The sequence below is a fragment of the Shewanella sp. K8 genome (genome assembly GCF_028823715.1).
Classification (GTDB): Bacteria; Pseudomonadota; Gammaproteobacteria; order Enterobacterales; family Shewanellaceae; genus Shewanella; species Shewanella algae.
This window is the reverse complement of the sequence record NZ_JAPEHY010000002.1, coordinates 51,066-76,672: the sequence shown is the minus strand read 5'-3', so window position 1 is coordinate 76,672 and position 25,607 is coordinate 51,066. Positions and strand designations below refer to the sequence as shown.

The following is a 25,607-nucleotide window of genomic DNA, read 5'->3' as shown; positions in this document are numbered from 1 at the left end:
CTTCGCCTCTTGCTCTTATAGGGAGTAACTCAGTGTCAGCCCCAGATAGTGGGCGTTATAGTCCTGGCCAAGATCTCCAAAGCTGAGTACGTTGGGGATGCTATCCGGGGTTAATCCCTGATTGAGCCAGTCACTGTCCTGATAGTGTTCAAACAACCAATCCAGCCTCAATGCCATCTTGTCGCTGAAGTGATACTTGGCAAAGGCGTTGAAGGTATGACGGCGTGAATAATAGTCGCCGTAATCCAGAGTGAGCCCCTGGCTGACATCTGTGTCGCTTTCGCCTTTTGAGTATTGCCAGTCGAAGCCCAGATCCAGTTGTTTATCCAGCAACTCGTTATAGTAGATGCCGAAGCCAGCGACAGTGCTGCTGTCGCTGGCACGGCTGTACCAACCGCTGGGGCCGAAAGAAGCTGAGCCGGTTTGATCTGTATCCTGCCAGTCCTGATTGAGCCAGGCATTGAGGCCAAACTGGGCTGAGAATTGATAGTTGCCACTGAGGCCATAGCCCCAACTGCTGACTTCATCCAGGCCGATAAGCGTCTCATCATAGTCTTGCTGCTTGTGATTCAGCGCCAGGCTGAACGACAGGGCATCGCTGAAGCGGTAATCGTTTTGCAGTCGCAACAGGGTTTGCTTGCGATCTGCCAACCAATACTGACGCATCCAGGGATTATTGGGGCTTTGGCTCAGCTCGGATGCCTGATAACTGCCGCCACTGCGCTCACTGAGTTCACCTTTGAACCACAACTGCCAGTCGCGGCTGGCACGCAGGTTCAGCTTGGCAAACACGCTGGATTGGAACAGGGATTCGCGCGCCAGATCGCTATAGCTGTGGTGTTCATACTCGTAACCTGCGTCAAGAGACAGGGCGCGGGTAAAACGGTAGTTGAAGGCGATATCGGCTCTTTGGCGGGTGTGGTCATAGGCCGCGGGCGTGGCGCTGCCCTGGTGCCAGCTGTCACTGCTCACCTGTGGCCATTCTTTAAATTGTGTCTTGTTTTCCCGGTCGCGATAGTCATAGCCGGCGCGAACCGACAAGCCTCTGCTGAGGCGGGTGGCATACTTGAGTTTGAGTTCCAGCACGTCAACCTGCATGTCGCCATCGATTGCGGGCAACTGGGGTGAAGGACCATTGATGGTGGCCGGTAACAGCGCCTGATCCTGAGACATGCGGGTGAATGCCGTGTGCATCAATATTTGATGTCCGGCCTCGGATAACTGCAGATCGGCACCGACCCTCAGCGCCTTGTTGTCCGGATTGTCGGCGAGTTGGCCATTATAGGCGGCGCCGAATGTGGGAAAGAAGGCGTTTTCCCAATAGAGTGCCTGATAGTCGTTGCTGTATTGGCTCAGGGTCGAATTGAAGCCGGCCAGCCAGCCCTTTCCTTTGAAATAGAGTTTGGCTTCCAGCTCGTCAGTACTGTCATCCACCCGGGTGGCCAATGCCATGGAGTTGGTAAGAAAGTTGCCGTTGGTTTGGCGGGTGCCATCGCGTTGCTCGTGACGGTAATTGAGCCCCGCCTTATAAAAGCTTCCCAGGTAATGGGCATCCAGGGTGAAGCGATCCCGCTTCATTTCCAGTCGCTGGCTTGTCAGGCTGTCATAAAGCCCCGGCATTTGCGAGGTGAGGGCAGCCGCTTGCCAGTTGTCCGGCAACATCAGTCTGTTGTCTTGATTGATATAGGGGCTCATGCCATTGTCCGGGCCGAAGTTGGCCAAGGCGCGATAACCCAGACGGATATCAAATTGGCCGGGTCTTCCGGTACTCAGGCTGGCGCTGCCGGTGTCATAGCCCAGTTTGTCGGCTTCAATGTGAGTACGGTAATCCTGTTCACCATAAAAGACGACATCGCCGCCAATGTGCCCCGTGGCGCCATCGGCATCTGTGCCACTACTGTTGGCAAACACCGCATTGTCGCCATCATTGTAGGCCACACCGGCTTCGAGCGTGCCGCGGCTTTCCTGTGGCAACTTGCACTGGCCGCAACTCCACTTGTCTTGCTTGAGCTCGGCGCGATTGGCCTGTTGCAGCGAATAGCCACCGGCCCAGGCCGGTGGCAGTGCACAGGCTATGGTGAGCGCCAGCAGTGATAGTTTCATCTGTGTCTGTTTCTCGATAACCATACTCAGCTCCTTATCGCTGCAAGAGTTTGCCGGATGGATGGTTGGAACCATGCACCTGGGTGTGGCAGTTCAGACAGGAGTTGCCGGCGTTATAGGCGTTGGGCATCAAGCCGGTTTGCTCATTGGCCGGGAAGTAGGCTCTGGCTGCATGGCCGTCGGAAGCATGGCATTGCTGACACAATTGAGGCGGTTTGGCCAACAGCATAGCTTCGTTGACGCTACCATGAGGGTTGTGACAGCTGGCGCAGTTGTCTGTAACCGGGGCGTGTTCCCACAGCTTGGGCCCGCGCTTTTCGGCGTGGCAGCTGTAACAGTTTTCGTTGACCGTCATCTGCTTCAGGCTGGCGTCCCCCAAACTGCCGTGAGGATTGTGGCAGTCGCTGCAGACCATCTGCTCTGTGCGTATCGGGTGCGCGGAACGTTTGTGAATGTCGGCACGTTGCTCTGAGTGACAGCTGCTGCAAACGGCGACTTCGGTTTCACGGCTCTGGATGGGATCCTGGCCTGTATGCACCTGGTGACAACTGGCACAGGAGACTCCAGCCGTGTCGTGGTGGCTGGCACTCCAGCCCAGACGCTGTTCATCCTGGTGGCAACTGAGGCAGACGCTGTTTTGCTTGTCAGCTGGTACCGGCGAGTCGGCACCAAAGGTGATCATCGGCTCCTTGCCGCCGCGGTTGTGTTTCCCCATCGGGCCGTGGCAGGCTTCGCATTGCAGATCGGCCATCGGAGATTGAGAGAGGTTGGGATTGCCGTGGACACCATCAAAAAGCGCCATTACCTTCTGGTTCTTCTTGTGACACATCAGGCAGCTGTCAGCACCCTTGGGGGAGTATTTGCCTTCGGCAAATTTCTTGTCCAGTGTGGCTTCAACTTCGGCCGGGTCCTGGTTGTCCCACGGGGTAGCTTTGGCCGGGAAGGCCAACAATAACAATAAGGGGAGAGCGCAACCCAACCCCCAAAGGCTTGGTTTACTCGAGTTATCCATTTTCATCATTCCATCCTGAGCGCGTTCATTGCCGATTTATAGTTATTAGGCATGCATCAGTAATTTACCGAATTGCTAATGTTAAAGAATAGAGCAAAAAAGTGACAAAGCGATAACTTTTTGATGATGCTTATGGGTAAAGAAGGCTGATTTAAAAAAGAAAACAACAAAGTGTGATCCATGCCTCGTTTTGGGTATGGTGTGTCTTTGTTCGAATTTGGGATCCGCCGCAGAAAAAGCCACGGTTCAGTTACTTTTATTTGCAGTTAAACGGTTTATTCCAGCTAGCTTTTGTCCCATAATAGCCAACACAATTGAAAACTATTATCGTTACCAGTTGAAAAGCTTGATCCAGATAAAGTTCTTATTTGACTGTTTCAGGTAGAATCGAATCATTACCCGCATGCTTGCATGCTGTTTTCAGTGGTAGAGGCAATGAAGTTAAGTGAATTGAAACCCGGTGATCGCGCCATGATTTCCGAAGTTGGCCATCTGGATCTGCCTGCAGTGGTCAAACGCAAGCTCCTGTCCATGGGGATCACCCCCAATACCTGTTTTTCTTTGATCCGCCGTGCTCCTATGGGATCCGGGTTGGAATTGGACATTCGCGGCAGCAAGTTGTGCATGCGTCAGGATCTGGCACAGATTATAGAGGTGGAAAAGGCCAATGACTAAGCAGTTCCATTGTGTCACTGTCGGTAATCCCAATGCCGGTAAGTCGACATTGTTCAACGCCCTGACAGGTGCCAATCAACAGGTAGGTAACTGGTCCGGGGTGACAGTCGAGAAGAAGACCGGCCACTTTTCGCTTAATGGCGATGATGTCTTTCTAACCGATTTACCCGGCATTTACGATCTTCTTCCCGCCGGTAGCAACTGTGATTGCTCGCTGGATGAGCAGATTGCCCAGCAGTATCTGGCCAACCAGAAAGTAGATGGCATTATCAACTTGGTGGATGCCACCAATATCGAACGTCACCTGTATCTGACAGTGCAACTGCGTGAGCTGGGTATTCCCATGGTTGTGGTGCTCAACAAAATGGATGCGGCGGTCAAGCGCGGCATTCGGGTCGATACCCAAGCCATGAGTCGAGAGCTGGGTTGCCCCGTAATAGGCGTGACTTCAAGAGAAGCCAAAGACGTCGAGCGGGTCAAGGAACAGGTGATAGAGCTGCTGGAAGGGCGGGTTTCAGAGTCGCCTTTGATGCTGCAATATGACGCCACCATTGAAACCGGTGTCACAGCCATTATGGGCAGCGACAGTCAATTAAGCCGGGGCCGGGCGCTGGCCATGTTGGCCAATGGCTTGGGCTGTGGTTCTTGCCAGAACAATTTGCTCGATGAACAGGTCTCCAGAGTGACGGATAAACTGGCACTGGAAGGCAAAGACATAGAGATCATGGTGGCCACCACACGTTTTGACTTTGTTGAGCGTGTTTATAAGGGGTCGGTCAATGCCGACGGCCAGCTGACCTTGAGTGACAGGCTCGATAAGTTGGTATTGCATCCTGTGTTGGGTATTCCGGTATTTTTGCTGGTGATGTACCTGATGTTCATGTTTGCCATCAACGTGGGCAGTGCCTTTATCGACTTCTTCGATATCAGTGCCGGCGCGCTGTTTGTCGATCATTTCGGGGCTTTGCTGACCAACATAGGAGCTCCTGCCTGGTTGGTGACTCTGCTGGCCGGTGGTATAGGTCAGGGTATTCAGACGGTATCGACCTTTATTCCGGTTATCGCGGCGCTGTTTTTGGCTTTATCTGTGCTGGAAGGCTCTGGCTATATGGCCCGTGCCGCCTTTGTGGTTGACGGCCTGATGCGCCGTATCGGCCTGCCCGGCAAGGCCTTTGTGCCCATGATTGTCGGTTTTGGCTGCTCTGTGCCTGCCATCATGGCGACCCGCACACTGGGCAGTGAGCGTGAACGTATTGTCACGGGTATGATGGCGCCCTTTATGTCCTGCGGTGCCAGATTGCCTGTATACGCCTTGTTTGCGGCGGCCTTTTTCCCTGATTCAGGTCAGAATCTGGTGTTCGGTCTCTACCTTATCGGTATTTTGGCTGCGATAGGCACAGGCCTGCTGCTGCGCAAGACCTTGCTGCCCGGTAACAGCAGTGCCGTAGTGATGGAGCTGCCAAGCTATGAACTGCCCAAGCTCAAAGCGGTGGCTTCCCGTACAGGTAAGCGTACCAAGAGCTTTATTCTCGGTGCCGGCAAGACAATTGTGGTTGTAGTGACTCTGCTCAACTTTATCAATGCCATAGGGGTCGATGGTAGTTTTGGCCATGAAGACAGTCAGGAGTCTCTGCTCAGTGTTGCCAGTCAGAAGATCACTCCGGTGTTTTCACCCATGGGGATAGAGGAAGACAACTGGCCGGCCACTGTTGGGATAGTAACGGGTATCTTCGCCAAAGAAGCGGTGGTGGGTACGCTCAATAGCCTGTATAGCACGGCTGATGGCGGTGATGGCGAGCTTACTCCATTGATGGACAGCTTCTCCGAGGCGCTGGCGACCATTCCGGCCAACCTGTTCGGCATAGTGATGGAAGATCCGCTCAAGCTGTCTGTGGGCCATGTTGAGGATAAGACGCTGGCTGCCGAAGAGCAGGGGGTTGATCAGTCCACATTCGGTGCACTGCAGGCAGGATTCAGCGGACAATTGGCTGCCTTCTCCTATCTGCTGTTTATTCTGCTCTACACCCCTTGTGTGGCCGCCATGGGTGCACTGGTGAATGAGTTTGGCAGTCGCTGGGCTACCTTTGCCGCTACCTGGACCTTTGCACTGGCTTACGGCAGTGCCACTGTGGTCTACCAAGGCGCGACTTTTGCCGAGCATCCATTGCAGTCCACCGCCTGGATAAGCTTCTTTGTCTTCGCCCTGATTGGTTTCTATATGTGGCTGAAGCGTAAAGGCCGCAAGACCCAGGAGATCATTCCGGGTATCAAGATAGTGACTGAGTAAGGTCGCAGATAAAAAGCAGCCATCTTGGCTGCTTTTTTGATCACGGCGCCGGGTTTGACGAAGTGCGCCGCAGTTTTTATTCTAGAAGGATTGTAACCGGGCATGATCTGTAGGATCATGCCTCTTTTCGTTAGACAGCCATTGTTCGCAAAGAGGAATTTCATGAGTCATGTGGACACCGAAGTACGTCCAAGTAACTTCATTCGCAATATCATAGATGAAGATTTGGCGAGCGGTAAGCACACCAATGTGCACACCCGTTTCCCACCAGAGCCTAATGGCTTCCTGCACATAGGTCACGCCAAGTCTATCTGCTTGAATTTCGGTATTGCCAGGGACTATCAGGGCCAGTGCAACCTGCGCTTTGATGACACCAACCCGGAAAAAGAAAACATTGACTATGTAAATTCCATTAAAGCGGACGTGCAATGGCTGGGCTTCCAGTGGGCCGGTGATATTCACTACTCGTCAGACTACTTTGATAGCCTCTATGGTTATGCCGTTGAGCTGATCAAAAAAGGTCTGGCTTATGTGTGTTTTCTCAATGGCGAGCAGATGCGCGAGTACCGCGGTACTCTGAAAGAGCCGGGCAAGAACAGCCCTTATCGTGATACCGGCGTTGAAGAAAACCTGGCGCTGTTTGAAAAGATGCGCGCCGGTGAATTTAAAGAAGGCGAGTGTTCACTGCGGGCCAAGATAGACATGGCATCACCTTTCATGTGTATGCGCGACCCGGTGATCTATCGGATCAAGTTCGCTCATCACCATCAGACGGGAGATAAGTGGTGCATCTATCCCATGTACGACTTTACCCACTGTATCTCTGATGCGCTGGAAAATATCACTCACAGCCTTTGTACGTTGGAGTTCCAGGATAACCGTCGCCTCTATGACTGGGTGTTGGATAATCTGGATGATTTCAAGATCCCCAACCGTACCCGTCAGTATGAGTTTTCACGCCTGAATCTGGAATATACCCTGATGTCCAAGCGTAAGCTCAACGAGCTGGTGGTACGTCAGTTGGTCAATGGCTGGGATGATCCCCGCATGCCGACTATCGCCGGTTTGCGCCGCCGCGGTTACACCCCGGCCTCCATCCGTGAGTTCTGTGATCGCATTGGTGTGACCAAGCAGGATAACCTGGTGGAAGTGGGTATGCTCGAAGCCTGTATCCGTGAAGAGCTCAACGACAATGCCCCGAGAGCCATGGCGGTTATCGACCCGGTTAAGGTGATCATTGAGAACTATCCTGAAGGGCAGTTGGAGCATGTCAGTGCGCCGGTGCATCCCAATAAGGAAGAGCTGGGTAATCGTGAGCTGGCTTTTGGCCGTGAGCTATATATCGATGCGGCCGACTTCCGTGAAGAAGCCAACAAGCACTACAAGCGTCTGGTGATGGGCAAAGAAGTGCGTCTGCGCAATGCCTATGTGATCAAAGCCGAGCGTTGTGACAAGGACGCAGACGGTAAGGTCACCACCATTTACTGCAGTTATGACCCTGAGACTCTGGGTAAAAACCCTGCCGATGGCCGCAAAGTCAAGGGCGTGATCCACTGGGTCGAAGCCAGCAGCGCTGTGCCTGCCGAGTTCCGTCTCTATGATCGCCTGTTTGTCGATGCCAATCCGGCCGCGGCAGAAACCGTGGACGAAGTGCTGAACCCGGAATCTTTGGTGGTTAAGCATGGTCTGGTTGAGGCTGGTCTGGTGCAAGCGCAGGCCGAGAAGGCCTATCAGTTTGAGCGTGAAGGTTACTTCTGTGCCGACAGCAAGGACTCAAGCCCAGATAAGCTGGTATTTAACCGCACCGTGGCATTAAGAGATTCATTCGCTTAAGTCAGTACCATTCTGTAAAGCTGTGGCTGACTAGACTTGTTTTTCGCAAGCTTAGTCAGCCGTCGGCTTCACAAGCCCGCTTATTTCCCTCTGCGCTTTAAACCGTTTCCAGGCCAGTGAGCCGATATAGAGCACCCATGGGACTCGTTCGCACCTTCCCTTGAATAACTGGTTAAGCTGCTCTCGATTGATATCAGTAAAGACACAATCGTTCTTCAACAGATGCTGAAGTGATAGGGATTATTTAAGCGTTAACAACTTGGATGTATATAAGGTATCTAAATGTTGATTCAACAAGCACATGAAGTCGAAGAAGCAATAAATAATGGTGACATAGAATCAATCAGGAACGATCTGGACTTTAGGGTATTGACCTCGATAATTGAGAGTAACAGGTTTGATCTAGTCGAAATAATTTACAATCATTTTAAAGATACCGAACCTATGGAGCAGCTAATTTTTAATGCTGTTGTCGAGAGTGCCGGTGTTGATATCACCCCTACGGCCATCCAGTGCCTCAACTTCTTAAAGTCGCTCGACAAAGAAATATCCTATGAGTTCGACGATGAAGATGCTCTCTATCATATGTGCCAAATCCCCGGCAGAGTTGAACTATTCAAATTAATGCTCGATATGAAGGCAGACATACCTTGGGGTTATGTTTTACAGGTGAGCTGTAACTTTATTTGTCGTGATACCATTGAGTTTTTGATTGCCAATATTCAAGTATCCAACGAAGAGCTTAATCTTGCCTTTGGCTACTTGGTTAATGCCAGTGTCACTTCCTGTTATCATGAAAACTCCGATCAAACCGAAATAATTTCATGGTTTATAAACAAGCTCAATGTGGATGTGAACTTAACGACGGACAGTGATTATGGATGGGTGTATTTGGATTGCTTCATTAATGCACCCAATGCGGCTAAACACTTTTACGTTGAGAGATTTAACTCCGGCATTATCAATTCGGAAGATTTTTGGGCGAAGTTTATTGAAGCTTACCTTGAGGATCAAAAGTTCAAGCAAGCATTTGCTCAAGCTTTTGAAGACCTAAGGAACAGCAGCATAGATTTAACTGAGTTGGCCACATTATTTGACCGTTTGGGCCATGACGCGCTTGCAAAGGAATTACTGAACTAGGGCTTGGCCTGTAAGTCTGTACAGAGCAGATGTAAGGCTTCTTAGCAGTTCTGCATGACGGATATCTCCTGCTTACCCAACACATCCTGGTTTCCGTTGGGGGATGCTATATGGCTAGGGCTGAATTGGACGTAAGAAAGGCGCTCAAGGAGCGCCTTTTTCATCTCTGGTGTTTTGATGACTGCTTTTATTATTGCAGTATTGGGCCGAGTCCCATGCTCCAGAGGATCACGCTGCTGGCCATCAGAGCGACCAGGAGCACCAAACCTGCAGTCACCACAGAGCTGGCATAGATAAAGCCTTTTTCCTCGGGAATATTCATTATGATAGGGACCCCGGTATACAGCAGGTATACAGAGTAGCTAAGGCCTATCAGTCCTATCACCATAATAAACCAAAGCTCTGGATAGAGCGCCGCCAGTCCCACCATAAACAGTGGGGTGGCAGTATAAGACGCCAGTTCCAGGCACTGGGTAAAGTCCGGATGGGCATCAAAAGTTTGTCCCATCCAGTAGGCCAGGTAGGCGAGGGCGAACACACCGAATACCAGGCCGCAATACATGCCTGCGCACATGATGAAGCCGCTTTGGGCTGTTAGAAACAAGGGGTCGCCGGCACCTGGGTTCCAGCCGATATGCACGGCGGCGATATAACTACAGACAGAAGGGATGAGCGCAATGAGTAGCAGGTGACTGAGACAGCTTTTAAGTGCCTCATGGTTTTGTTCTATGGTTTGCCATTCCTGTTTGGGATGAGTATACAACCCCATTAAGTGATTCAATACCATTATAATTATCCTTATTCCGCTTTGACTTTTGCTCGTCAAACTGCAGACGAGCGTTTTACCGCTCTGAGTCTATTTATTGAACAAAAACAGCGGGCCGTCAAGTTTGTACTCCGAGAGGCTGTGGGCATAGCATTGGCTTGCTGGTAGACTTGACGGCCTTGAAAACTCTTGTGGAAGCTTGACCTCAATGCAACAGTTACTCGCCCCTGTAAAAGAGTTACCTTACTTTTACCTGAAACTCATAGAAGTTATTCAAAGCTTCAAAAGCCGAAAACACGTTCCATCCAAGTTGTTTCAGATCTGCTGCTGAAGCCATATTGATTAATACGGCGACTTTACGTCTAGGCCAACACAGATCAATGGAAATCATTTTACCACCGTTGTTTATCACAATCCCCAGGTCAGGAACCGTCAATCTTGTTGATTGGCATTTGCTGACCAAGCCTTCTAAGGCTGTATCTGCACATTCAAGTACATTGTCGTAGTTGAATACGTCGAACTTCTGCTGCTCACGACGGTATTCGTTTATTTTCAGGGTGTCTTCGTTGCTGACGTAGAGGTGACCATGGTGAGGTTGTTTTTTATGACAGTCTGCACAGAGCGCCCTTAGGTTTTCCCGGCAGTTGTCTGTTTTATTGCCATTAATGTGGTGTACATGTAAGAGCTTGGTGTTACCAGTCAGATTTACCCCACATTGTTCACAAGTATAGTCTAGTTCACTTCTCAGTTTTGCTGAAATACCGGGCCAGTCGGATGTATAGCCACCTGATTGGAAACCAACAGTCGATTTGGGTAAGAACTTAAAATATGAACTGTAGGTTTCGAAGAATTTTGCATACGAAAACTCATTCACAAACTTGGTTTTATCACCCCAACTAAGATTGGGGAAGTCCTTATGGTTAAGGAGACTTAAACAGTTTTGACAAACGGCTAGATCGGCATCTCCCTTTATTTCCTGCTGAGAGTGGAAGTCGATACCAAACACGGGGAATAGTCCATCAATCCTGTTGATAACATCATATCTGTCGTTAAACCTTCCACGTTCTCGCATACTTATGATGGTCTTACACTCAGCTACATGTACTCGTTTGGCACCTTTTTGCTTCCCGTCCGCCAAGACCTGCGTTATGTAGGTTCCCTGATCAGGGATGTAGAGCATTACCTGATGACCATTGTAATTGAGAATACCACTGGTTCCGTCGATATCAGCGAGCTGAATGTCTTTACCCAGGATCATCCCGCTTTTTAAGTGATCACCAATATCAACCCATCCACTGGAGTTACTCTGGATGGAAAAGTTGGTGATAACTTTTCCAAGAGGTGCGACTGCTCTGTGAAGCGCACTGAGATCGACTGTTAGTTTCACTTAGTTGTTCTCCAGAATACGCTTGATTTGAATATCAGCATTGGTGATAGCTCTAAAAGATACTCGGCGGGATTTAGCTGCATCTTCAACACCATCTTTCATTACCAGCCTAGATGATGAAAACCCTACAGCCGCAATGTTGGCCTTAATCCAATCAGCTTCTTCAGGCATGAGTGCATAACCGTATTCGAGCACAGCACGTGTACGTCCCTGAGACAGGCGCATATTGTAGAAATAGGCTTCTGCTTCTGTAGAACCACGCAAACCTACACTGGATGTGTGTCCCTCGATGCGGATTTCATCCAAAGAATCACGGTATGGTTTTAATACATTGATATAACGTGGAAAAAAATCATCCAAAATATCTTTGTACGCGGTGCTTAGGCGTGTTTCGTTGTTAGCAAACAGCACATCAGGTGATTGAAAATTGAATGCCAGTGTTTCTTGATCAATAGTTGCACCCCACTTATCAAGGTCATCTTTGAACTCTTGCTGTAGAGCTTCATAGATGGCGACCTGATTTTGTTGATATGCGACTGCAACATCCTTGATTTTGTTGTTTTCTTGCTGAGTAATCATCATAAAGACAATAGCAATAAACAGAAACACCATCATCAGTCCAGCCATCAGATCTGAGACTGTTAACCAGTGCTCGCCGCTTTCCTGAGAGTCCTTACTGGTTCCAAATAGCTTTTCCATTATGCAACCCGTTTGCTCACAATCTCATTCATGGCCTGAGTTAGTTTGATGTAATCCTCGACAAACTTGCCGCTGACTTGGGCAAGTGCCTGTCCCATTTCATTCATCACCCGATTGATTTCCTGCTGCATGGCGGAATCAATCAGTTTAAGCTGAGAATCAACAGCTTCAGCGGTAAAGCCTACTTGTTGCTTAACCTGGTCCTCTATTGCATCAAAGGTACGTTTTGCCTGATTGATTTGCTGGGTTGCTGCTTCATCAATCACCTCATTGAGGCGCTGCTGAAGCTTTTCGGTGGATTTAATCACGGTATCACGTACCTGCTCGGTATCGCTTGCCAGGTTGTGATTAGCTTCTTTAATGGTTGAAGTCATTTCTTTAGCGTCACTGACCATCTTCTCAATCATGTCGCGCATCACACTGTTGAGATCGCTCACCGCATCTTTCAAGTGCTGTTTTATCACTTCCGAATGTTCTTGCATACTTTCAGAATTATTCAATAGTTGCTCATTTGTCCTGTTTGAGTTGTCAGAGAAAATGTTTGCTGCTATTTCAATTTCATTGTTAATCCGCTCGGAGCTCTCTACCAGACGGTCTCTTACCTTGGTGATACCTGTTTCTGTCTCATTGGCAAACTTCTCCAATAGTTCATTGGATGTATTTACATGGGCCTTGATATATGCATCGGACTCAGTGAGCAACTGCTTATAGTGCTCACTGGCAGTAGAGACAGCGGCAGAAATATCATTAACTGTATCTTGCACCTGTTGCTGGATTTGCGGTACTGCTTCTACGGCTTTATCACGCATATCTTTAAAGGCTTCCAGATGACGTTCAAGCTCAGCTAATTGGTGTTGATTGACCTCCATGACGGTTTTTAAGTCATTCATGGATTCAGGGATGATTTTGCTTTGCTCACTGATATGGGCAACAGATGCTTCAGTGGCTGAAATAGACTCGACACCATGAGCATATTGCTGCTGCATTTGCTCTAGCTGAAGCTTGTAGTTCTCCTGCCATTCAACCAGTTTGTGGACGGCTTCATTGAGCTGCTTGAAATTTTCACCAAACTGTTCGGTCAGATTATTATTGAAATCAACAATGACCTGTTTCAGCGCTTCGATAACCTGTTCTGTCGCGGATTTCGACAAGGTGTCGGCGAAATCCTGAAGCTTCAGCCACAGCTTTTCAGAAAACTCATCAAAGTGCTGTTGTTGCTTGTCTGCTTGCTCTTTGGCGTTATTCAACGACAGCTTGGCGTTGTCATTAATATCACCTCGCAAGATTTTCAGTTGACCAAATAAGGTCGACTCTTCGTTGCCTACCATAGATTGTCTGAGTGTTTTAATTTCAGCAACCTGAGCTTGCATCGTACCGAGAATCGCCTCTGGCGTAGCATGAGAGCTGCTTTCTTCAACCTTTTTGGGCTTGAGGAGGTCGAAGGTTGATAAGGTTTTGAAAATCAGGGATGAGAAAATACCCGCCAGACTGGTAATAAAAGCGGTTTTCAAACCTTCCAGCAGTGGTGGAATACTGGCTTCAATGTTGTTCTGGTTAAAATCTAGCAGGCCCAGCACAATACCTAGAAAGGTACCAAAAATACCCAAAGTGGTGAGCAATGTTGGCACATAGTTTACGAACTCAACTTGCCTGACTTGCTTGGTGTGCCAAAGTCCAAGTCCAAATATCGCTCCCATAGCGACCAAAATACAGTTGTTGACAACATCCGTGTTAAAACTTCGCAGTAAATTCTCTAATATTTCCATTTTGACGTTTCTTGTTTCAGTTAAAGAAGGTACATATACTCCGCATCGTTTTAGGAACTGTAGTTTGGTTTTTTTGATAACAGTTTTCTTAAAACAATAGGTTCGGAGTAAAAATAGATAACCCCTTATTTTCCACAAAATTTTGAGTTGGAGCAAAGCTCTTCTTAGTATTTGTGACTTTTGTTGGCTTGAAGGTGAATCAGGTTGTTCACAAGTTTTCTATAATTCAGTAACTAGGTTTTGAGCATCACTTTAGCCAAGAGATTGGTACTAATCTCGGGAAATGGTCAGGAGTTCTTAGTTCTTGAGCATAGTTATTTCATAGTTTGCGGTCTTCATGAAGTGCAAAGTTATTGGAAACAGAGTAGGGGTATCCAGAAATTCACTATGGTAGAATTTTGAGCTTGGATAAACGTGTTGTAGAGATTGGTAACGTTGGACGAATTATTACAGCCGATTAAATGTTTTCTCAAATGTGAAACCCCTGACAGCTGGATAGCAGCTGCCAAAGAGGAGCATAGACTGGCCGAATTGCTGATAGATCACTGTAATTGTGAGCTTAAGGCGGCGCAGACGGCGATGTTTTTGGTCCGCAAGTATGCGGTGGACAAGCAAAGTGGCGAGCAGTTGCTAACCTGGGTCAAGCCTTACGAAGAGTTTGTTTATCACAACGACAGGGATATGGCGGCTTTTCTGGCCAGAGAGGTGAAGAAGAACGAGTTGATTGGTGAGTTGACGCCCAGGGCGGGGTTCCCCCATGGCTTTGAGCTCATCGCCAAGATGATCCGCCTTATCAAAGAGGAGTTCCACCACTTTGAACAGGTGCTGGAACTGATGTTGGCGCGCAATATCCCATACAGCAACATCCGCGCCGGCCGTTATGCCAAGGGGATGATGAAGCACGTTCGCACCCATGAGCCTGCGACTCTGATAGATAAACTCATAGTGGGCGCCTTTATCGAGGCCCGCTCCTGTGAACGTTTTGCCAAGCTGGCGCCTTGGCTCGATGATGAGCTTAAACGTTTCTATATTTCACTGCTGCGCTCTGAAGCGCGCCACTATCAGGATTATCTTTCATTGGCCGAGGCGATTGCAGGCGAGGATATCAGCGCCAGAGTGGCTTATTTTGCCGAGGTGGAAGCCGAGCTTATTCTAGCGCCGGATGATGAATTCAGGTTTCACAGCGGCGCGCCGCTTTAAACTACTCGATATTGCGCCTACATAGATAAAGATGCCGACAGGGTCGGCAACTGCTGGATTGGAAGGGGGTTATCGGTTATCAGGGCTGGCTAGGTTCAATGCGAGCCGACTCAAGCCAAACAGATAAAACCCGAGCCGAATGAGTTCAGTTAAAGCCCGGTCTGCTGGCTTTTCTCTATGAAAGGCAGGCTGGTCAGTGCTATGTTGTCGGCACTGATGCTCAAGACACTTCCCTGTTCATACCAGTCTCCCACCACCAAGCGCTGCTTATTACCCGCCAATTGATGGATATCCGGTCTATGGGTGTGACCGTGGATCATCAACTCGGCGCCAGTGCCGGCAAACAGTTCATCCACCGCGCTCGGCTCAACATCCATTATCTCAATGCTTTTCAGCTGATTCTGCATCTGGCTGTTTTGCCTGAGCTTGGCGGCAATATTGCTGCGGGTCTTCTTCGGCAGATGGCGGTATATCCAGCGGGGCAAAGCCATATTGCGAAACCGCCGAAAACGCTGGTAGGCCTTGTCCAGAGTGCAGAGGCTGTCGCCATGCAGCAACACTGTCTTGTGGCCATAGAGATCGAGTCGATACACCTCGGGCAGTAAGGTTATCCCCGCTTTGGCGGCGTATTCTTTCCCCAGCATAAAGTCGCGGTTGCCGTGGATAAAGTACACCGGCAGGCTGCGGCTGACTTCATAGAGACGCTCGGCCAGCGCCAGGGCAAAGGGCTCGGCCAAATCATCACTGACCCAAACCTCAAACAGATCCCCCAAGATATAGAGGGCGTCGACCTGTTCAAGACCGGTATCGAGAAATTGATAGAAGGCGTTGAGGATATCTTGGCGATCGGCACTGAGGTGCAGATCGCCGATAAAGAGAGTGCGCATTCAGAAGTTATCAGTCTGCTATGGTCACTTTCTCGATGATCACGGCTTCCAAGGGCACATCCTGATGCATGCCGTGGTTGCCCGTGCTCACGCCTTTGATGGCATTGACCACGTCCATACCTTCAACCACTTCACCGAATACACAGTAACCCCAGCCTTGGATGGATTCGTTTTTGAAATCCAGGAAGGTGTTGTCGTTGACGTTGATAAAGAACTGCGCCGTGGCGGAATGAGGATCGGAAGTGCGGGCCATGGCTATGGTACCTGTTTTGTTTGACAGGCCGTTGTTGGCTTCGTTACGCACTGGGGCATTGGTAGGTTTCTGTGACATCTGTTCGGTAAAGCCGCCACCCTGGACCATAAAGCCATCGATAACGCGGTGGAAGATAGTACCGTCATAGAAGCCTTCCTGGGCGTACTTAATAAAGTTGGCCGCAGTCAGAGGGGCTTTTTCACTATCCAGCGCCAGTTTGATGTCGCCGTGGTTGGTGTGCAGTGTAATCATGATCGGATCCTCAGGATAAATTTTGTTGGCGGATTCTAACTTATCCGACTCCGGCTATAAAGGGCAGTATTCAAGAGCTTTTGGCAATGCTAAACTGCCAGATTCGTTTTACCCACTAATCCTATATTGTTGAAGAGAAAGTCGATGTTGAAGATATACAACAGTCTGAGCCGCCAAAAAGAGGAATTTAAACCGATTAACCCAGGTAAAGTGGGTATGTATGTGTGTGGTGTCACCATATACGACTTGTGTCATATCGGTCATGGCCGGACCTTTGTTTCCTTTGACATGATAGTGCGCTACCTGCGTTACGCGGGTTACCAGGTTAATTTCCTGCGCAACATCACAGACGTGGATGACAAAATCATCAAACGCGCCAATGAAAATGGCGAGAGCTGCGATAGCCTCACCGAGCGTCTTATCGGTCAGATGCATCAAGATTTTGATGCTCTGAACATGCTGCGCCCCGATATGGAGCCAAGGGCGACTCTGCATATTGGCGAGATTATCGAAATGGTTGAGGCGCTGATCGCCCGTGGTCATGCCTATGTGGCCGATGATGGCGATGTGTTGTTCAGCGTCGCCTCTTTCCCTGAATACGGCAAGCTTTCCGGGCAGAACCTGGAGCAGTTGCAGGCCGGAGCCCGGGTCGAAGTGGACGAGCACAAGCGCGATCCCATGGACTTTGTGCTGTGGAAGATGTCCAAGCCTGGCGAACCTACCTGGGATTCACCTTGGGGCCCGGGGCGTCCCGGTTGGCACATTGAGTGCTCTGCCATGAACAGCAAACACCTGGGATTGCATTTCGATATCCATGGCGGCGGCAGCGATCTGCAGTTTCCGCATCATGAAAATGAAATCGCCCAGTCTTGCTGCGCCCACGACACGCCTTATGTGAACTACTGGATGCATACCGGCATGGTGATGGTCGACAAAGAGAAGATGTCCAAGTCGCTGGGTAACTTCTTCACCATTCGCGATGTGTTGGCGCATTATGATGCCGAAACCGTGCGCTACTTCCTGTTGTCCGGCCACTACCGCAGCCAGTTGAATTATTCGGAAGACAACCTCAAGCAGGCCAGAGCCGCGCTTGAGCGAATTTACACAGCGCTCAAAGACCTTGACCTGAGTGTCACTGCGGCGCCTGCCGAAGAGTATGTTGAGCGCTTCAAGGCGGCGATGGATGATGACTTCAACACCCCCGAAGCCTACTCTGTGCTGTTTGAAATGGTGCGTGAAATCAACCGCCTCAAGGGCGTGGATATGGCGGCAGCCTCGGCCCTTGGCGTGTCACTGAAACAACTGGCTGCAGTGCTTGGGATTGTCAGCTCTACACCTGAAGCCTTCTTCAAAGGCGAGGGCAGCGACGATGAAGTAGCTGAAATCGAAGCACTTATTGCCGAGCGCAACCGCGCCCGAGCCGAGAAGGATTGGCCTGCTGCAGATGTTGCCCGTGACCGGCTGAATGAGCTGGGTGTGGTGCTGGAAGATGGCCCACAGGGGACCAGCTGGCGCAAGAAGTAATCCTTCTTTGCCAATAATCGAAACAAAAACGCCGGCTGTTGAAGCCGGCGTTTTTTATCGCTTGAAATTGAAAACCAAACTGAGGTTGGTTTCAATCTACCCTTAGTCGTGATATTGCTCCGCGGCAAACAGGGTATTTTCCAGCAAGCTGGCTATGGTCATAGGGCCCACGCCACCGGGAACCGGGGTGATATGGCTGGCGCGCTCACAGGCAACATCAAAGTCAACATCGCCCACCAAACGGCCGCTGTCGAGACGGTTAATGCCCACATCTATGACTATGGCACCTGGTTTGATCCAGCTACCGGGGATAAAGTCGGGTTTGCCGACGGCAACCACCAGAAGATCGGCGCGGCTGACCTTATCCTTGAGATCTTTGGTGAATCTGTGACAAGTAGTGGTGGTGCAGCCAGCCAGCAGCAGCTCCAGAGTCATGGGACGGCCCACGATGTTGGAGGCGCCAACCACAACCGCATCCAGACCATAGGTATCGATACCGGTAGACTTGATAAGGGTCATGATCCCCATGGGAGTGCAGGAGCGCAGTACCGGGATCCGTTGAGCCAGACGGCCGACATTATAAGGGTGGAAACCGTCGACATCTTTGTCGGGACGGATCCGCTCGATCACCTTGGATTCTTTAATATGTTCCGGCAGCGGCAGCTGCACCAGAATGCCATCAATGGCGGCATCTTCATTGAGTGAATCTATCAGGGCCAGCAGTTCTTCTTCACTGGTGGAATCCGGCAGATCATAGGAGCGGGAGATGAACCCCACTTCTTCACAGGCTTTACGCTTACTGCCGACATAAACCTGAGAGGCAGGATCAGCACCCACCAGAATAACAGCCAAGCCTGGGATACGTTGTCCCGCTGCTTGACGTGCAGCGACTTTTTGCTTTAGCTGTTGTCTTATGGATTGCGCAATCGCTTTGCCATCTATTAGTTGGGCTGTCATGGGTGTAGGATATCCTTTGTATGGCGCGATGTTGAAAACGGCGCTATTTTACCAGTGAGGCTTGGGAGTGTCATGGACAAACCTGCTCCAGAACACAGAATTTCGTCAAAGCAGCACGTAATTTCGCCAAGCAGATAAAGCGCTTAAAAAAATCGTTGACGCTTGTTGGGTGAGGGGCTAAGATGCGCTCCGTTCTCGAGGCAAGCCGGTTGTAACCGCGCTTGGAGAAAACTTTCGGTGATTAGCGCAGCCTGGTAGCGCATCTGCTTTGGGAGCAGAGGGTCAGAGGTTCGAATCCTCTATCACCGACCAGATTTCAAGGGCAGTGTGGATAGCATTGTCAGTACCGCTTAGGATGCAAATTGAATTTGCAGATCCTGCGCCCGTAGCTCAGTTGGATAGAGCATCCGCCTTCTAAGCGGATGGTCGCAGGTTCGAATCCTGCCGGGCGTACCATTTTCGGTGGTGATTGTAGCTCAGTTGGTAGAGCCCTGGATTGTGATTCCAGTTGTCGTGGGTTCGAGCCCCATCAGTCACCCCACTCTTTTATAAAAAAAGCGACCTTAGGTCGCTTTTTTTATGCCTTTTTCTGTGGCATTGAGGCTCGACTCCACTAAGAACGGTCGATATAATGCTGCGTCTTGATAACAATCAACAATGTGCGACCGGTGCCGGAATTCACTTCTGATGGGCATTTCAGTCAAGTTAAAGATCAAGAAACGAATACCTGAATAGTTGAAACAATCGGCTATTGCAAAGGACGTTAGACACATTTCGAGGTAAAACAATGCAAGTTTCTGTTGAAACAACCCAAGGCCTGGAGCGTCGCCTGACCATCTCTGTTCCTGCAGAGCAGATCGAACAACTGGTTAAAGACAGCCTGCAACGCGAAGCCAAGCGTGCCCGTATTCCAGGTTTCCGTCCAGGTAAAGTCCCAGCAAGCGTGATTGAAAAGCGTTATGGCAAAGCGATTCGCCAAGACATTACCGGTGAAGTAATGCAGCGCAACTTCATTGAGGCCATCATTGCCGAGAAGTTGAACCCTGCCGGCGCTCCTACCTTTATCCCAGGTGCCACTGACGCCGAAAAGTTTGAGTTCACCGCGACCTTTGAAATTTATCCAGAAGTTGAAATCAAAGGCCTGGACGGTATCGAAGTTGAGCAGCCTGTTGCCGAAGTACAACAAGCCGACGTTGACAACATGATCGAAACCCTGCGCAAGCAACACGCGACTTACGAAGCGGTTGAGCGCGCTGCCGAAGACGGTGACAAAGTCGTTATCAACTTTGTCGGTAGTGTTGACGGTGAAGAGTTTGAAGGCGGCAAGGCCGAAGACTTCGAACTGCAACTGGGCAGCGGTCGTATGATCCCTGGTTTTGAAGAAGGCGTTAAAGGCCACAAAGCCGGTGAAGAGTTCGACATCGACGTGACTTTCCCTGAGGAATACCACGCCGAAAACCTGAAAGGCAAAGCCGCCAAGTTCGCTATCACAGTGAAAGAAGTCAAGGGTGCCAACCTGCCTGAAGTTAACGACGAGTTCGCCAAGTTGTTCGGTATCACTGACGGTGGCATCGATGCTCTGAAAGCTGAGATCAGTAAGAACATGAGCCGTGAGCTGGAACAAGCTCTGAAAGCCAATGTGAAAGAACAAGTGCTGAACGGCCTGCTGGCTGCCAACGAAATCGAACTGCCAAAAGCGCTGATCGACGGTGAAGTTAACGTTCTGCGTCGCCAGGCCATGCAGCGTTTCGGTGGCCAAGGTGCCAACATGCCTGAGCTGCCAGCCGAGCTGTTCACTGAACAAGCCGAGCGCCGCGTTAAAGTCGGCCTGCTGCTGGGCGAAGTGATCAAGTCCAACGAGCTGAAAGCTGAAGAAGAGCGCGTACAGGCGTTGATCGCTTCTATGGCTTCTGCCTACGAAGATCCAAAAGAAGTGATCGAATACTACAACGGTAACGAAGAGTTGATGCAGAACATGCGCAACCTGGCTCTGGAAGAGCAAGCCGTTGAAGCAGTTCTGAAATCAGCCAAAGTGACTAAGAAAGATGTCGCTTTTGAAGAATTTATGAACAAGGCTACCGGCCGCGCATAACCTAAGCTTGACTTGCTTGGTTGTTCGCCATTTATAATGGCTCGTATGAGGTCCCTCATGCGGGCCGTTTTTTTATTTAGGGAAAGTTAATGATGCATAACGCGCCAGAATCAGTACTTAATGCACTCGTTCCTATGGTGGTTGAGCAAACTGCCAAGGGAGAACGCTCTTACGATATTTATTCACGTCTGTTGAAAGAGCGGGTGATCTTCCTGGTTGGTCAGGTTGAAGAGCACATGGCCAATCTGATCGTGGCACAGTTGCTGTTTTTGGAATCGGAAAACCCGGATAAAGAGATCTCTCTTTATATCAACTCACCAGGCGGCTCTGTCACTGCCGGTATGGCTATTTATGACACCATGCAGTTTATCAAGCCGGATGTCAGCACTGTATGTATCGGGCAAGCGGCCAGTATGGGCGCCTTCCTGTTGGCCGGTGGTGCCAAGGGTAAGCGTCACTGTCTGCCTAACTCGCGGGTGATGATCCATCAGCCTTTAGGGGGCTTCCAGGGACAGGCATCGGATATCGCTATCCACGCCCAAGAGATCCTGGGGATCAAACAGAAGCTGAACCAGATGTTGGCCGATCATACTGGTCAACCGCTGGAGATCATCGAGCGGGATACCGACCGAGATAACTTTATGAGCGCTTCTCAGGCCATGGAATACGGTTTGGTGGATTCGGTTCTGACCAAACGTTAAGGCTGATTTTTGCTTTTGGCTGGGCTATGCTCAGATTGAAGACGCTTAAGTGTATGGCAGTAGAGCAGACTGCAAAAGAGGTAGAGTAATGGGTGACAACAAAGGCAACGGTGATAGCGGCAAATTGCTGTATTGCTCTTTCTGCGGAAAAAGCCAGCATGAAGTTCGCAAGCTGATCGCCGGGCCATCTGTGTATGTATGTGATGAATGTGTCGAGTTGTGTAATGACATCATTCGCGAAGAGATAAAAGAGATTTCGCCCAACCGGGATCAGGACAAGCTGCCGACTCCCCACGAACTGCGTGCTCATCTGGATGATTATGTTATCGGCCAGGAGCAGGCCAAGAAGGTGTTGTCTGTAGCGGTTTATAACCACTACAAACGCCTGAAAAACAGCACTCCCAAAGATGGTGTGGAGCTGGGCAAGAGTAATATTCTGCTTATCGGTCCAACCGGTAGTGGTAAAACCTTGCTGGCAGAGACCCTGGCGCGGTTCCTGAATGTGCCTTTCACCATGGCAGATGCCACCACATTGACCGAAGCCGGTTATGTGGGGGAAGACGTTGAAAACATCATTCAGAAGCTGTTGCAGAAGTGCGACTATGATGTCGACAAGGCGCAGCGTGGTATTGTCTATATCGATGAGATTGACAAAATCAGCCGTAAGTCAGATAACCCTTCCATCACCCGGGATGTGTCCGGTGAAGGGGTGCAGCAGGCACTGCTGAAACTGATTGAAGGTACTGTTGCCGCCGTACCTCCTCAGGGTGGCCGTAAACACCCACAGCAGGAGTTCCTGCAGGTTGATACCTCCAAGATACTCTTCATCTGTGGCGGTGCCTTTGCAGGCCTTGAGAAGGTGATTGAGCAGCGCTCCCATGTGGGTAGCGGTATAGGCTTCGGCGCCCAGGTTAAAGGCCAGGCCGAAAAGGCCACCATTACCGATACTCTGCTGCAGGTTGAGCCGGAAGACTTGGTCAAATACGGCCTTATTCCTGAGTTTATCGGGCGTTTGCCTGTGGTTGCGACCTTGGGTGAACTGGACGAAGCAGCTCTGGTGCAGATTCTGTCCGAGCCCAAGAACGCCATCACCAAGCAGTTTGCCACTTTGTTCGAGATGGAAAATGTCGAACTCGAGTTTCGCGATGACGCCCTTAAGGCGATAGCACAAAAAGCCATGTCCCGTAAGACAGGGGCCCGTGGTCTGCGATCCATCGTTGAAGCGATACTGCTGGATACCATGTATGACCTGCCGTCCATGGATAATGTGGTCAAGGTGGTTATTGATGAATCTGTGGTGAAAGGTGAGTCAGCGCCTATTCTTATTTACGAGAATAATGACTCCCAGGCTGCTGCCGGTGACCAATAACTGAGCAACAAGCTATCAAGTTGAAAATTAAGGAGTCCACTAGGGCTCCTTTTTTTGTCTTTACCATTGAAAGCCGGGAAAGCGTCCCAATATACTCTCTGTAATCTTTAACTGAAACGGAATCGAACTATGACCCTAGAGCGTGAAGCGCGAATCGAATTGCCCGTGCTGCCACTGAGAGACGTGGTGGTCTATCCCCATATGGTAATTCCGTTATTCGTAGGACGTGAAAAGTCCATCCGTTGTTTGGAAACTGCCATGGCGCAGGATAAACAGATCATTCTTGTGGCGCAGCGGGATGCGGATCTGGACGAGCCTGGCATAGACGATATTTTCGACGTAGGTACAGTCGCTTCCATTTTGCAGCTGCTGAAGCTGCCCGATGGCACAGTCAAGGTATTGGTCGAAGGCGGCAAGCGCGCCCGCATCGAACGCTATACCCAGGAAGAAGAGTTCTTTGTTGCTACCGCACACTACCTGGAGTCCGAAGCGTTGGACGACAGGGAAGAAGAGGTGCTGGTTCGTAGCGCTATCAGTCAGTTTGAAGGCTATATCAAGCTGAACAAGAAAATTCCTCCCGAGGTGCTCACTTCGCTCACAGGTATCGAAGAAGCCGACAGGCTGGCCGACACCATGGCAGCCCATATGCCTCTCAAGCTGGCAGACAAACAGTCTGTGCTGGAGATGGTCAAGGTCGGTGAGCGGCTCGAGTATCTGATGGCTATGATGGAAGCGGAAATCGACCTGCTGCAGGTTGAAAAGCGTATCCGCTCCCGGGTCAAAAAGCAGATGGAAAAGAGCCAGCGTGAGTACTATCTCAACGAGCAGATGAAGGCTATCCAGAAGGAGCTTGGCGATCTCGATGAAGGCCACGACGAATTTGAAAGTCTGAGCCGTAAGATTGAAGAAGCTGGCATGCCGGAAGAGGCCAAAGACAAGGCGTCTGCCGAACTCAACAAGCTGAGAATGATGTCACCCATGTCGGCCGAAGCCACTGTGGTGCGCAGTTATGTTGACTGGATGACCTCTGTGCCCTGGAAACAGCGCTCCAAGATCAAGCGTGACCTCTCCAAGGCCGAACAGGTGCTGGATACAGATCACTATGGCCTGGAGAAGGTTAAGGAACGTATCCTCGAGTATCTGGCGGTACAGAGCCGGGTGAAACAGCTCAAGGGGCCTATCCTGTGTCTGGTTGGCCCGCCAGGGGTAGGTAAGACATCCCTGGGGCAATCTATTGCCAAAGCGACCGGCCGTAAATATGTGCGGGTAGCGCTGGGCGGTGTGCGTGATGAAGCGGAAATCCGTGGTCACCGCCGGACCTATATAGGTTCTATGCCGGGCAAGATTATCCAGAAGATGGCCAAAGTCGGGGTGAAGAACCCACTGTTCCTGCTCGATGAAATCGACAAAATGAGTTCGGACATGCGCGGCGATCCGGCCTCAGCTCTGCTGGAGGTGTTGGATCCAGAGCAGAACGCTACCTTTAACGATCACTACCTGGAAGTGGATTACGATCTGTCCGATGTGATGTTTGTGGCCACCTCCAACTCGATGAATATTCCGGGCCCCTTGCTGGATCGGATGGAAGTCATCCGTCTTAGCGGTTACACCGAAGATGAGAAACTCAATATTGCCAAGCAGCACTTGCTGCCGAAACAGATTGAGCGTAACGGCCTGAAGAAGAATGAAATCACTGTTGATGACAGTGCCATTCTCGGGGTGATCCGTTATTACACCCGCGAAGCCGGGGTGCGGGCGCTGGAGCGTGAGCTGTCGAAGATTTGCCGTAAAGTGGTCAAGCAGATCATGCTGGAGAAAGACACCAAGCACGTGGATGTCAATCAGGACAACCTCAAGTCTTTCCTGGGGGTACAGCGCTTTGACTATGGCAAGGCAGAGTCCAAGAATCAGATTGGTCAGGTGACAGGTTTGGCCTGGACCGAAGTGGGCGGCGACTTGCTGACCATTGAAGCTACCTCAGTTGCCGGTAAGGGCAAGCTCACCTATACAGGTTCTTTGGGTGATGTGATGCAGGAGTCTATCCAGGCCGCAATGACAGTGGTTCGGGCGCGCGCCGAGCAGTTGGGGATCAACCCTGACTTCTACGAGAAGCGTGATATCCATGTGCACGTACCCGAAGGGGCAACTCCGAAAGATGGTCCATCAGCCGGTGCCGCCATGTGTACCGCGTTGGTTTCCAGCCTGACGGGTAACCCGGTCAAGGGTGAAGTTGCCATGACAGGCGAAATTACCCTGAGAGGTGAGGTGCTGCCAATCGGTGGCCTGAAAGAAAAACTGCTGGCGGCCCACCGCGGTGGTATCAAACTGGTGTTGATACCCAAGGAGAACGAACGGGATCTGGAAGAAATTCCGGCTAACGTAGTGGCAGACTTGGATATTCGTCCGGTTCGCTGGATAGATGAAGTACTGCAACTGGCGCTTGAGCGACCAGTCGAGGGCTTTGAAGTGGTTAAAAATTTGGGCTAACGCAAGAAAATGTCCTATGCCACTAAAAAAAGTGAAAAAAGGGGCTTAACAAAACCCAGACCTGTGGTAGCCTAGGTCTGTGGAGAGCCAGTTGTGCCAAGCCCTTGGGGCAACTGGCTTTGAGCTGTATCCAATTTAAATTCTTTGGTTTTCCAACTGAGCTTGAACTTTGGTATCAAGCTTGTTATAAAAGCCTCCGCAGACCGCTCTAGAGAAG

19 protein-coding genes and 3 tRNA genes are annotated in these 25,607 nt (G+C 50.3%); 13 read left to right on the top strand and 9 right to left on the bottom strand.

Translation table 11 applies throughout. The features are described from left to right. Positions 1–15: 15 nt before the first annotated feature. Both ON072_RS01810 and ON072_RS01805 read right to left on the bottom strand, forming a co-directional pair. Positions 16–2,127 (bottom strand): MtrB/PioB family decaheme-associated outer membrane protein, encoded by a 2,112-nt coding sequence (locus ON072_RS01810; protein ID WP_144224593.1) that lies wholly within the window; start codon positions 2,125–2,127, stop codon positions 16–18. A gap of 10 nt (positions 2,128–2,137) precedes the next feature. Then, the gene (locus tag ON072_RS01805; RefSeq protein ID WP_101059135.1) at positions 2,138–3,121 is read right to left on the bottom strand and encodes a DmsE family decaheme c-type cytochrome; all 984 of its coding nucleotides are present in this window, start codon (positions 3,119–3,121) and stop codon (positions 2,138–2,140) included. Positions 3,122–3,550: 429 nt separating this feature from the next. Between ON072_RS01805 and ON072_RS01800 the strand changes: the two genes are divergently transcribed. From ON072_RS01800 to ON072_RS01785, 4 genes are all read left to right on the top strand, one after another. Beyond that, positions 3,551–3,790: a FeoA family protein gene (locus ON072_RS01800; protein WP_025010714.1), complete on the top strand. Its 240-nt coding sequence runs from the start codon at positions 3,551–3,553 to the stop codon at positions 3,788–3,790. Beyond that, complete coding sequence (gene feoB / locus ON072_RS01795) at positions 3,783–6,077, top strand: Fe(2+) transporter permease subunit FeoB (protein WP_093983284.1); 2,295 nt, start codon at positions 3,783–3,785, stop codon at positions 6,075–6,077. The genes ON072_RS01800 and feoB overlap by 8 nt, the downstream gene beginning before the upstream one ends. Before the next feature lie 162 nt (positions 6,078–6,239). Further along, positions 6,240–7,910 (top strand): glutamine--tRNA ligase, encoded by a 1,671-nt coding sequence (glnS, locus tag ON072_RS01790; protein ID WP_144224591.1) that lies wholly within the window; start codon positions 6,240–6,242, stop codon positions 7,908–7,910. A gap of 282 nt (positions 7,911–8,192) precedes the next feature. Next, on the top strand, positions 8,193–9,050 hold the full coding sequence (locus ON072_RS01785) for a hypothetical protein (RefSeq protein WP_144224589.1): 858 nt from the start codon (positions 8,193–8,195) through the stop codon (positions 9,048–9,050). A gap of 190 nt (positions 9,051–9,240) precedes the next feature. On the opposite strand, the gene ON072_RS01780 is transcribed toward ON072_RS01785, so the two are convergent. The 4 genes from ON072_RS01780 to ON072_RS01765 all read right to left on the bottom strand — a co-directional run bounded on the left by ON072_RS01780 (position 9,241) and on the right by ON072_RS01765 (position 13,668). Further along, on the bottom strand, positions 9,241–9,837 hold the full coding sequence (locus tag ON072_RS01780; protein ID WP_025010711.1) for a Yip1 family protein: 597 nt from the start codon (positions 9,835–9,837) through the stop codon (positions 9,241–9,243). A 217-nt stretch (positions 9,838–10,054) separates the two neighbouring features. After that, complete coding sequence (locus ON072_RS01775; protein ID WP_144224587.1) at positions 10,055–11,203, bottom strand: HNH endonuclease; 1,149 nt, start codon at positions 11,201–11,203, stop codon at positions 10,055–10,057. Further along, the gene (locus ON072_RS01770) at positions 11,204–11,902 is read right to left on the bottom strand and encodes an OmpA family protein (protein ID WP_144224585.1); all 699 of its coding nucleotides are present in this window, start codon (positions 11,900–11,902) and stop codon (positions 11,204–11,206) included. Further along, positions 11,902–13,668, bottom strand: a complete 1,767-nt coding sequence (locus tag ON072_RS01765; protein ID WP_144224583.1) for a MotA/TolQ/ExbB proton channel family protein — start codon at positions 13,666–13,668, stop codon at positions 11,902–11,904. Before ON072_RS01765 ends, ON072_RS01770 begins: the two co-directional genes overlap by 1 nt. Before the next feature lie 435 nt (positions 13,669–14,103). Between ON072_RS01765 and miaE the strand changes: the two genes are divergently transcribed. Next, positions 14,104–14,868 carry a tRNA isopentenyl-2-thiomethyl-A-37 hydroxylase MiaE gene (gene miaE / locus ON072_RS01760; protein WP_144224581.1) on the top strand — a complete coding sequence of 255 codons (765 nt, stop codon included), beginning with the start codon at positions 14,104–14,106 and terminating at the stop codon, positions 14,866–14,868. 149 nt (positions 14,869–15,017) lie between these two features. Here miaE and ON072_RS01755 read toward each other — a convergent pair whose 3' ends face one another. Next, positions 15,018–15,755, bottom strand: coding sequence for a UDP-2,3-diacylglucosamine diphosphatase (locus ON072_RS01755; protein ID WP_144224579.1), 738 nt, complete (start codon positions 15,753–15,755; stop codon positions 15,018–15,020). Positions 15,756–15,765: 10 nt separating this feature from the next. Beyond that, positions 15,766–16,260: a peptidylprolyl isomerase gene (locus ON072_RS01750; RefSeq protein ID WP_025010708.1), complete on the bottom strand. Its 495-nt coding sequence runs from the start codon at positions 16,258–16,260 to the stop codon at positions 15,766–15,768. Between the two features lie 144 nt (positions 16,261–16,404). Here ON072_RS01750 and cysS point away from each other — a divergent pair, with 144 nt between their 5' ends. Continuing rightward, positions 16,405–17,784, top strand: a complete 1,380-nt coding sequence (gene cysS, locus ON072_RS01745; RefSeq protein ID WP_044734237.1) for a cysteine--tRNA ligase — start codon at positions 16,405–16,407, stop codon at positions 17,782–17,784. A 102-nt stretch (positions 17,785–17,886) separates the two neighbouring features. Here cysS and folD read toward each other — a convergent pair whose 3' ends face one another. Then, positions 17,887–18,741, bottom strand: a complete 855-nt coding sequence (folD, locus tag ON072_RS01740) for a bifunctional methylenetetrahydrofolate dehydrogenase/methenyltetrahydrofolate cyclohydrolase FolD (protein ID WP_062793544.1) — start codon at positions 18,739–18,741, stop codon at positions 17,887–17,889. A 235-nt stretch (positions 18,742–18,976) separates the two neighbouring features. Between folD and ON072_RS01735 the strand changes: the two genes are divergently transcribed. The 7 genes from ON072_RS01735 (at position 18,977) to lon (ending at position 25,390) form a co-directional block, all read left to right on the top strand. After that, positions 18,977–19,053, top strand: a tRNA-Pro gene (locus ON072_RS01735). A 67-nt stretch (positions 19,054–19,120) separates the two neighbouring features. Then, positions 19,121–19,197, top strand: a tRNA-Arg gene (locus tag ON072_RS01730). A 9-nt stretch (positions 19,198–19,206) separates the two neighbouring features. Then, positions 19,207–19,282: transfer RNA gene (locus tag ON072_RS01725), tRNA-His, on the top strand. Positions 19,283–19,528: 246 nt separating this feature from the next. Beyond that, positions 19,529–20,833, top strand: coding sequence for a trigger factor (tig, locus tag ON072_RS01720; protein ID WP_208169526.1), 1,305 nt, complete (start codon positions 19,529–19,531; stop codon positions 20,831–20,833). A gap of 92 nt (positions 20,834–20,925) precedes the next feature. Next, on the top strand, positions 20,926–21,534 hold the full coding sequence (gene clpP, locus ON072_RS01715; RefSeq protein ID WP_025010706.1) for an ATP-dependent Clp endopeptidase proteolytic subunit ClpP: 609 nt from the start codon (positions 20,926–20,928) through the stop codon (positions 21,532–21,534). Between the two features lie 88 nt (positions 21,535–21,622). Beyond that, positions 21,623–22,903 carry an ATP-dependent protease ATP-binding subunit ClpX gene (gene clpX / locus ON072_RS01710; protein WP_025886754.1) on the top strand — a complete coding sequence of 427 codons (1,281 nt, stop codon included), beginning with the start codon at positions 21,623–21,625 and terminating at the stop codon, positions 22,901–22,903. A gap of 129 nt (positions 22,904–23,032) precedes the next feature. After that, positions 23,033–25,390 carry an endopeptidase La gene (lon, locus tag ON072_RS01705; RefSeq protein WP_025886755.1) on the top strand — a complete coding sequence of 786 codons (2,358 nt, stop codon included), beginning with the start codon at positions 23,033–23,035 and terminating at the stop codon, positions 25,388–25,390. The last annotated feature ends 217 nt before the right edge of the window (positions 25,391–25,607 follow it).

Coding starts and splice junctions, on each gene's coding strand:
- cysS (WP_044734237.1), top strand. CDS start 16,405: ATGTTGAAGATATACAACAGTCTGAGCCGCCAAAAAGAGGAATTTAAA.
- feoB (WP_093983284.1), top strand. CDS start 3,783: ATGACTAAGCAGTTCCATTGTGTCACTGTCGGTAATCCCAATGCCGGT.
- ON072_RS01805 (WP_101059135.1), bottom strand. CDS start 3,121: ATGAAAATGGATAACTCGAGTAAACCAAGCCTTTGGGGGTTGGGTTGC.
- ON072_RS01780 (WP_025010711.1), bottom strand. CDS start 9,837: ATGGTATTGAATCACTTAATGGGGTTGTATACTCATCCCAAACAGGAA.
- ON072_RS01750 (WP_025010708.1), bottom strand. CDS start 16,260: ATGATTACACTGCACACCAACCACGGCGACATCAAACTGGCGCTGGAT.
- ON072_RS01765 (WP_144224583.1), bottom strand. CDS start 13,668: ATGGAAATATTAGAGAATTTACTGCGAAGTTTTAACACGGATGTTGTC.
- ON072_RS01810 (WP_144224593.1), bottom strand. CDS start 2,127: ATGGTTATCGAGAAACAGACACAGATGAAACTATCACTGCTGGCGCTC.
- glnS (WP_144224591.1), top strand. CDS start 6,240: ATGAGTCATGTGGACACCGAAGTACGTCCAAGTAACTTCATTCGCAAT.
- tig (WP_208169526.1), top strand. CDS start 19,529: ATGCAAGTTTCTGTTGAAACAACCCAAGGCCTGGAGCGTCGCCTGACC.
- ON072_RS01755 (WP_144224579.1), bottom strand. CDS start 15,755: ATGCGCACTCTCTTTATCGGCGATCTGCACCTCAGTGCCGATCGCCAA.
- ON072_RS01785 (WP_144224589.1), top strand. CDS start 8,193: ATGTTGATTCAACAAGCACATGAAGTCGAAGAAGCAATAAATAATGGT.
- lon (WP_025886755.1), top strand. CDS start 23,033: ATGACCCTAGAGCGTGAAGCGCGAATCGAATTGCCCGTGCTGCCACTG.
- ON072_RS01800 (WP_025010714.1), top strand. CDS start 3,551: ATGAAGTTAAGTGAATTGAAACCCGGTGATCGCGCCATGATTTCCGAA.
- clpX (WP_025886754.1), top strand. CDS start 21,623: ATGGGTGACAACAAAGGCAACGGTGATAGCGGCAAATTGCTGTATTGC.
- ON072_RS01770 (WP_144224585.1), bottom strand. CDS start 11,902: ATGGAAAAGCTATTTGGAACCAGTAAGGACTCTCAGGAAAGCGGCGAG.
- folD (WP_062793544.1), bottom strand. CDS start 18,741: ATGACAGCCCAACTAATAGATGGCAAAGCGATTGCGCAATCCATAAGA.
- clpP (WP_025010706.1), top strand. CDS start 20,926: ATGCATAACGCGCCAGAATCAGTACTTAATGCACTCGTTCCTATGGTG.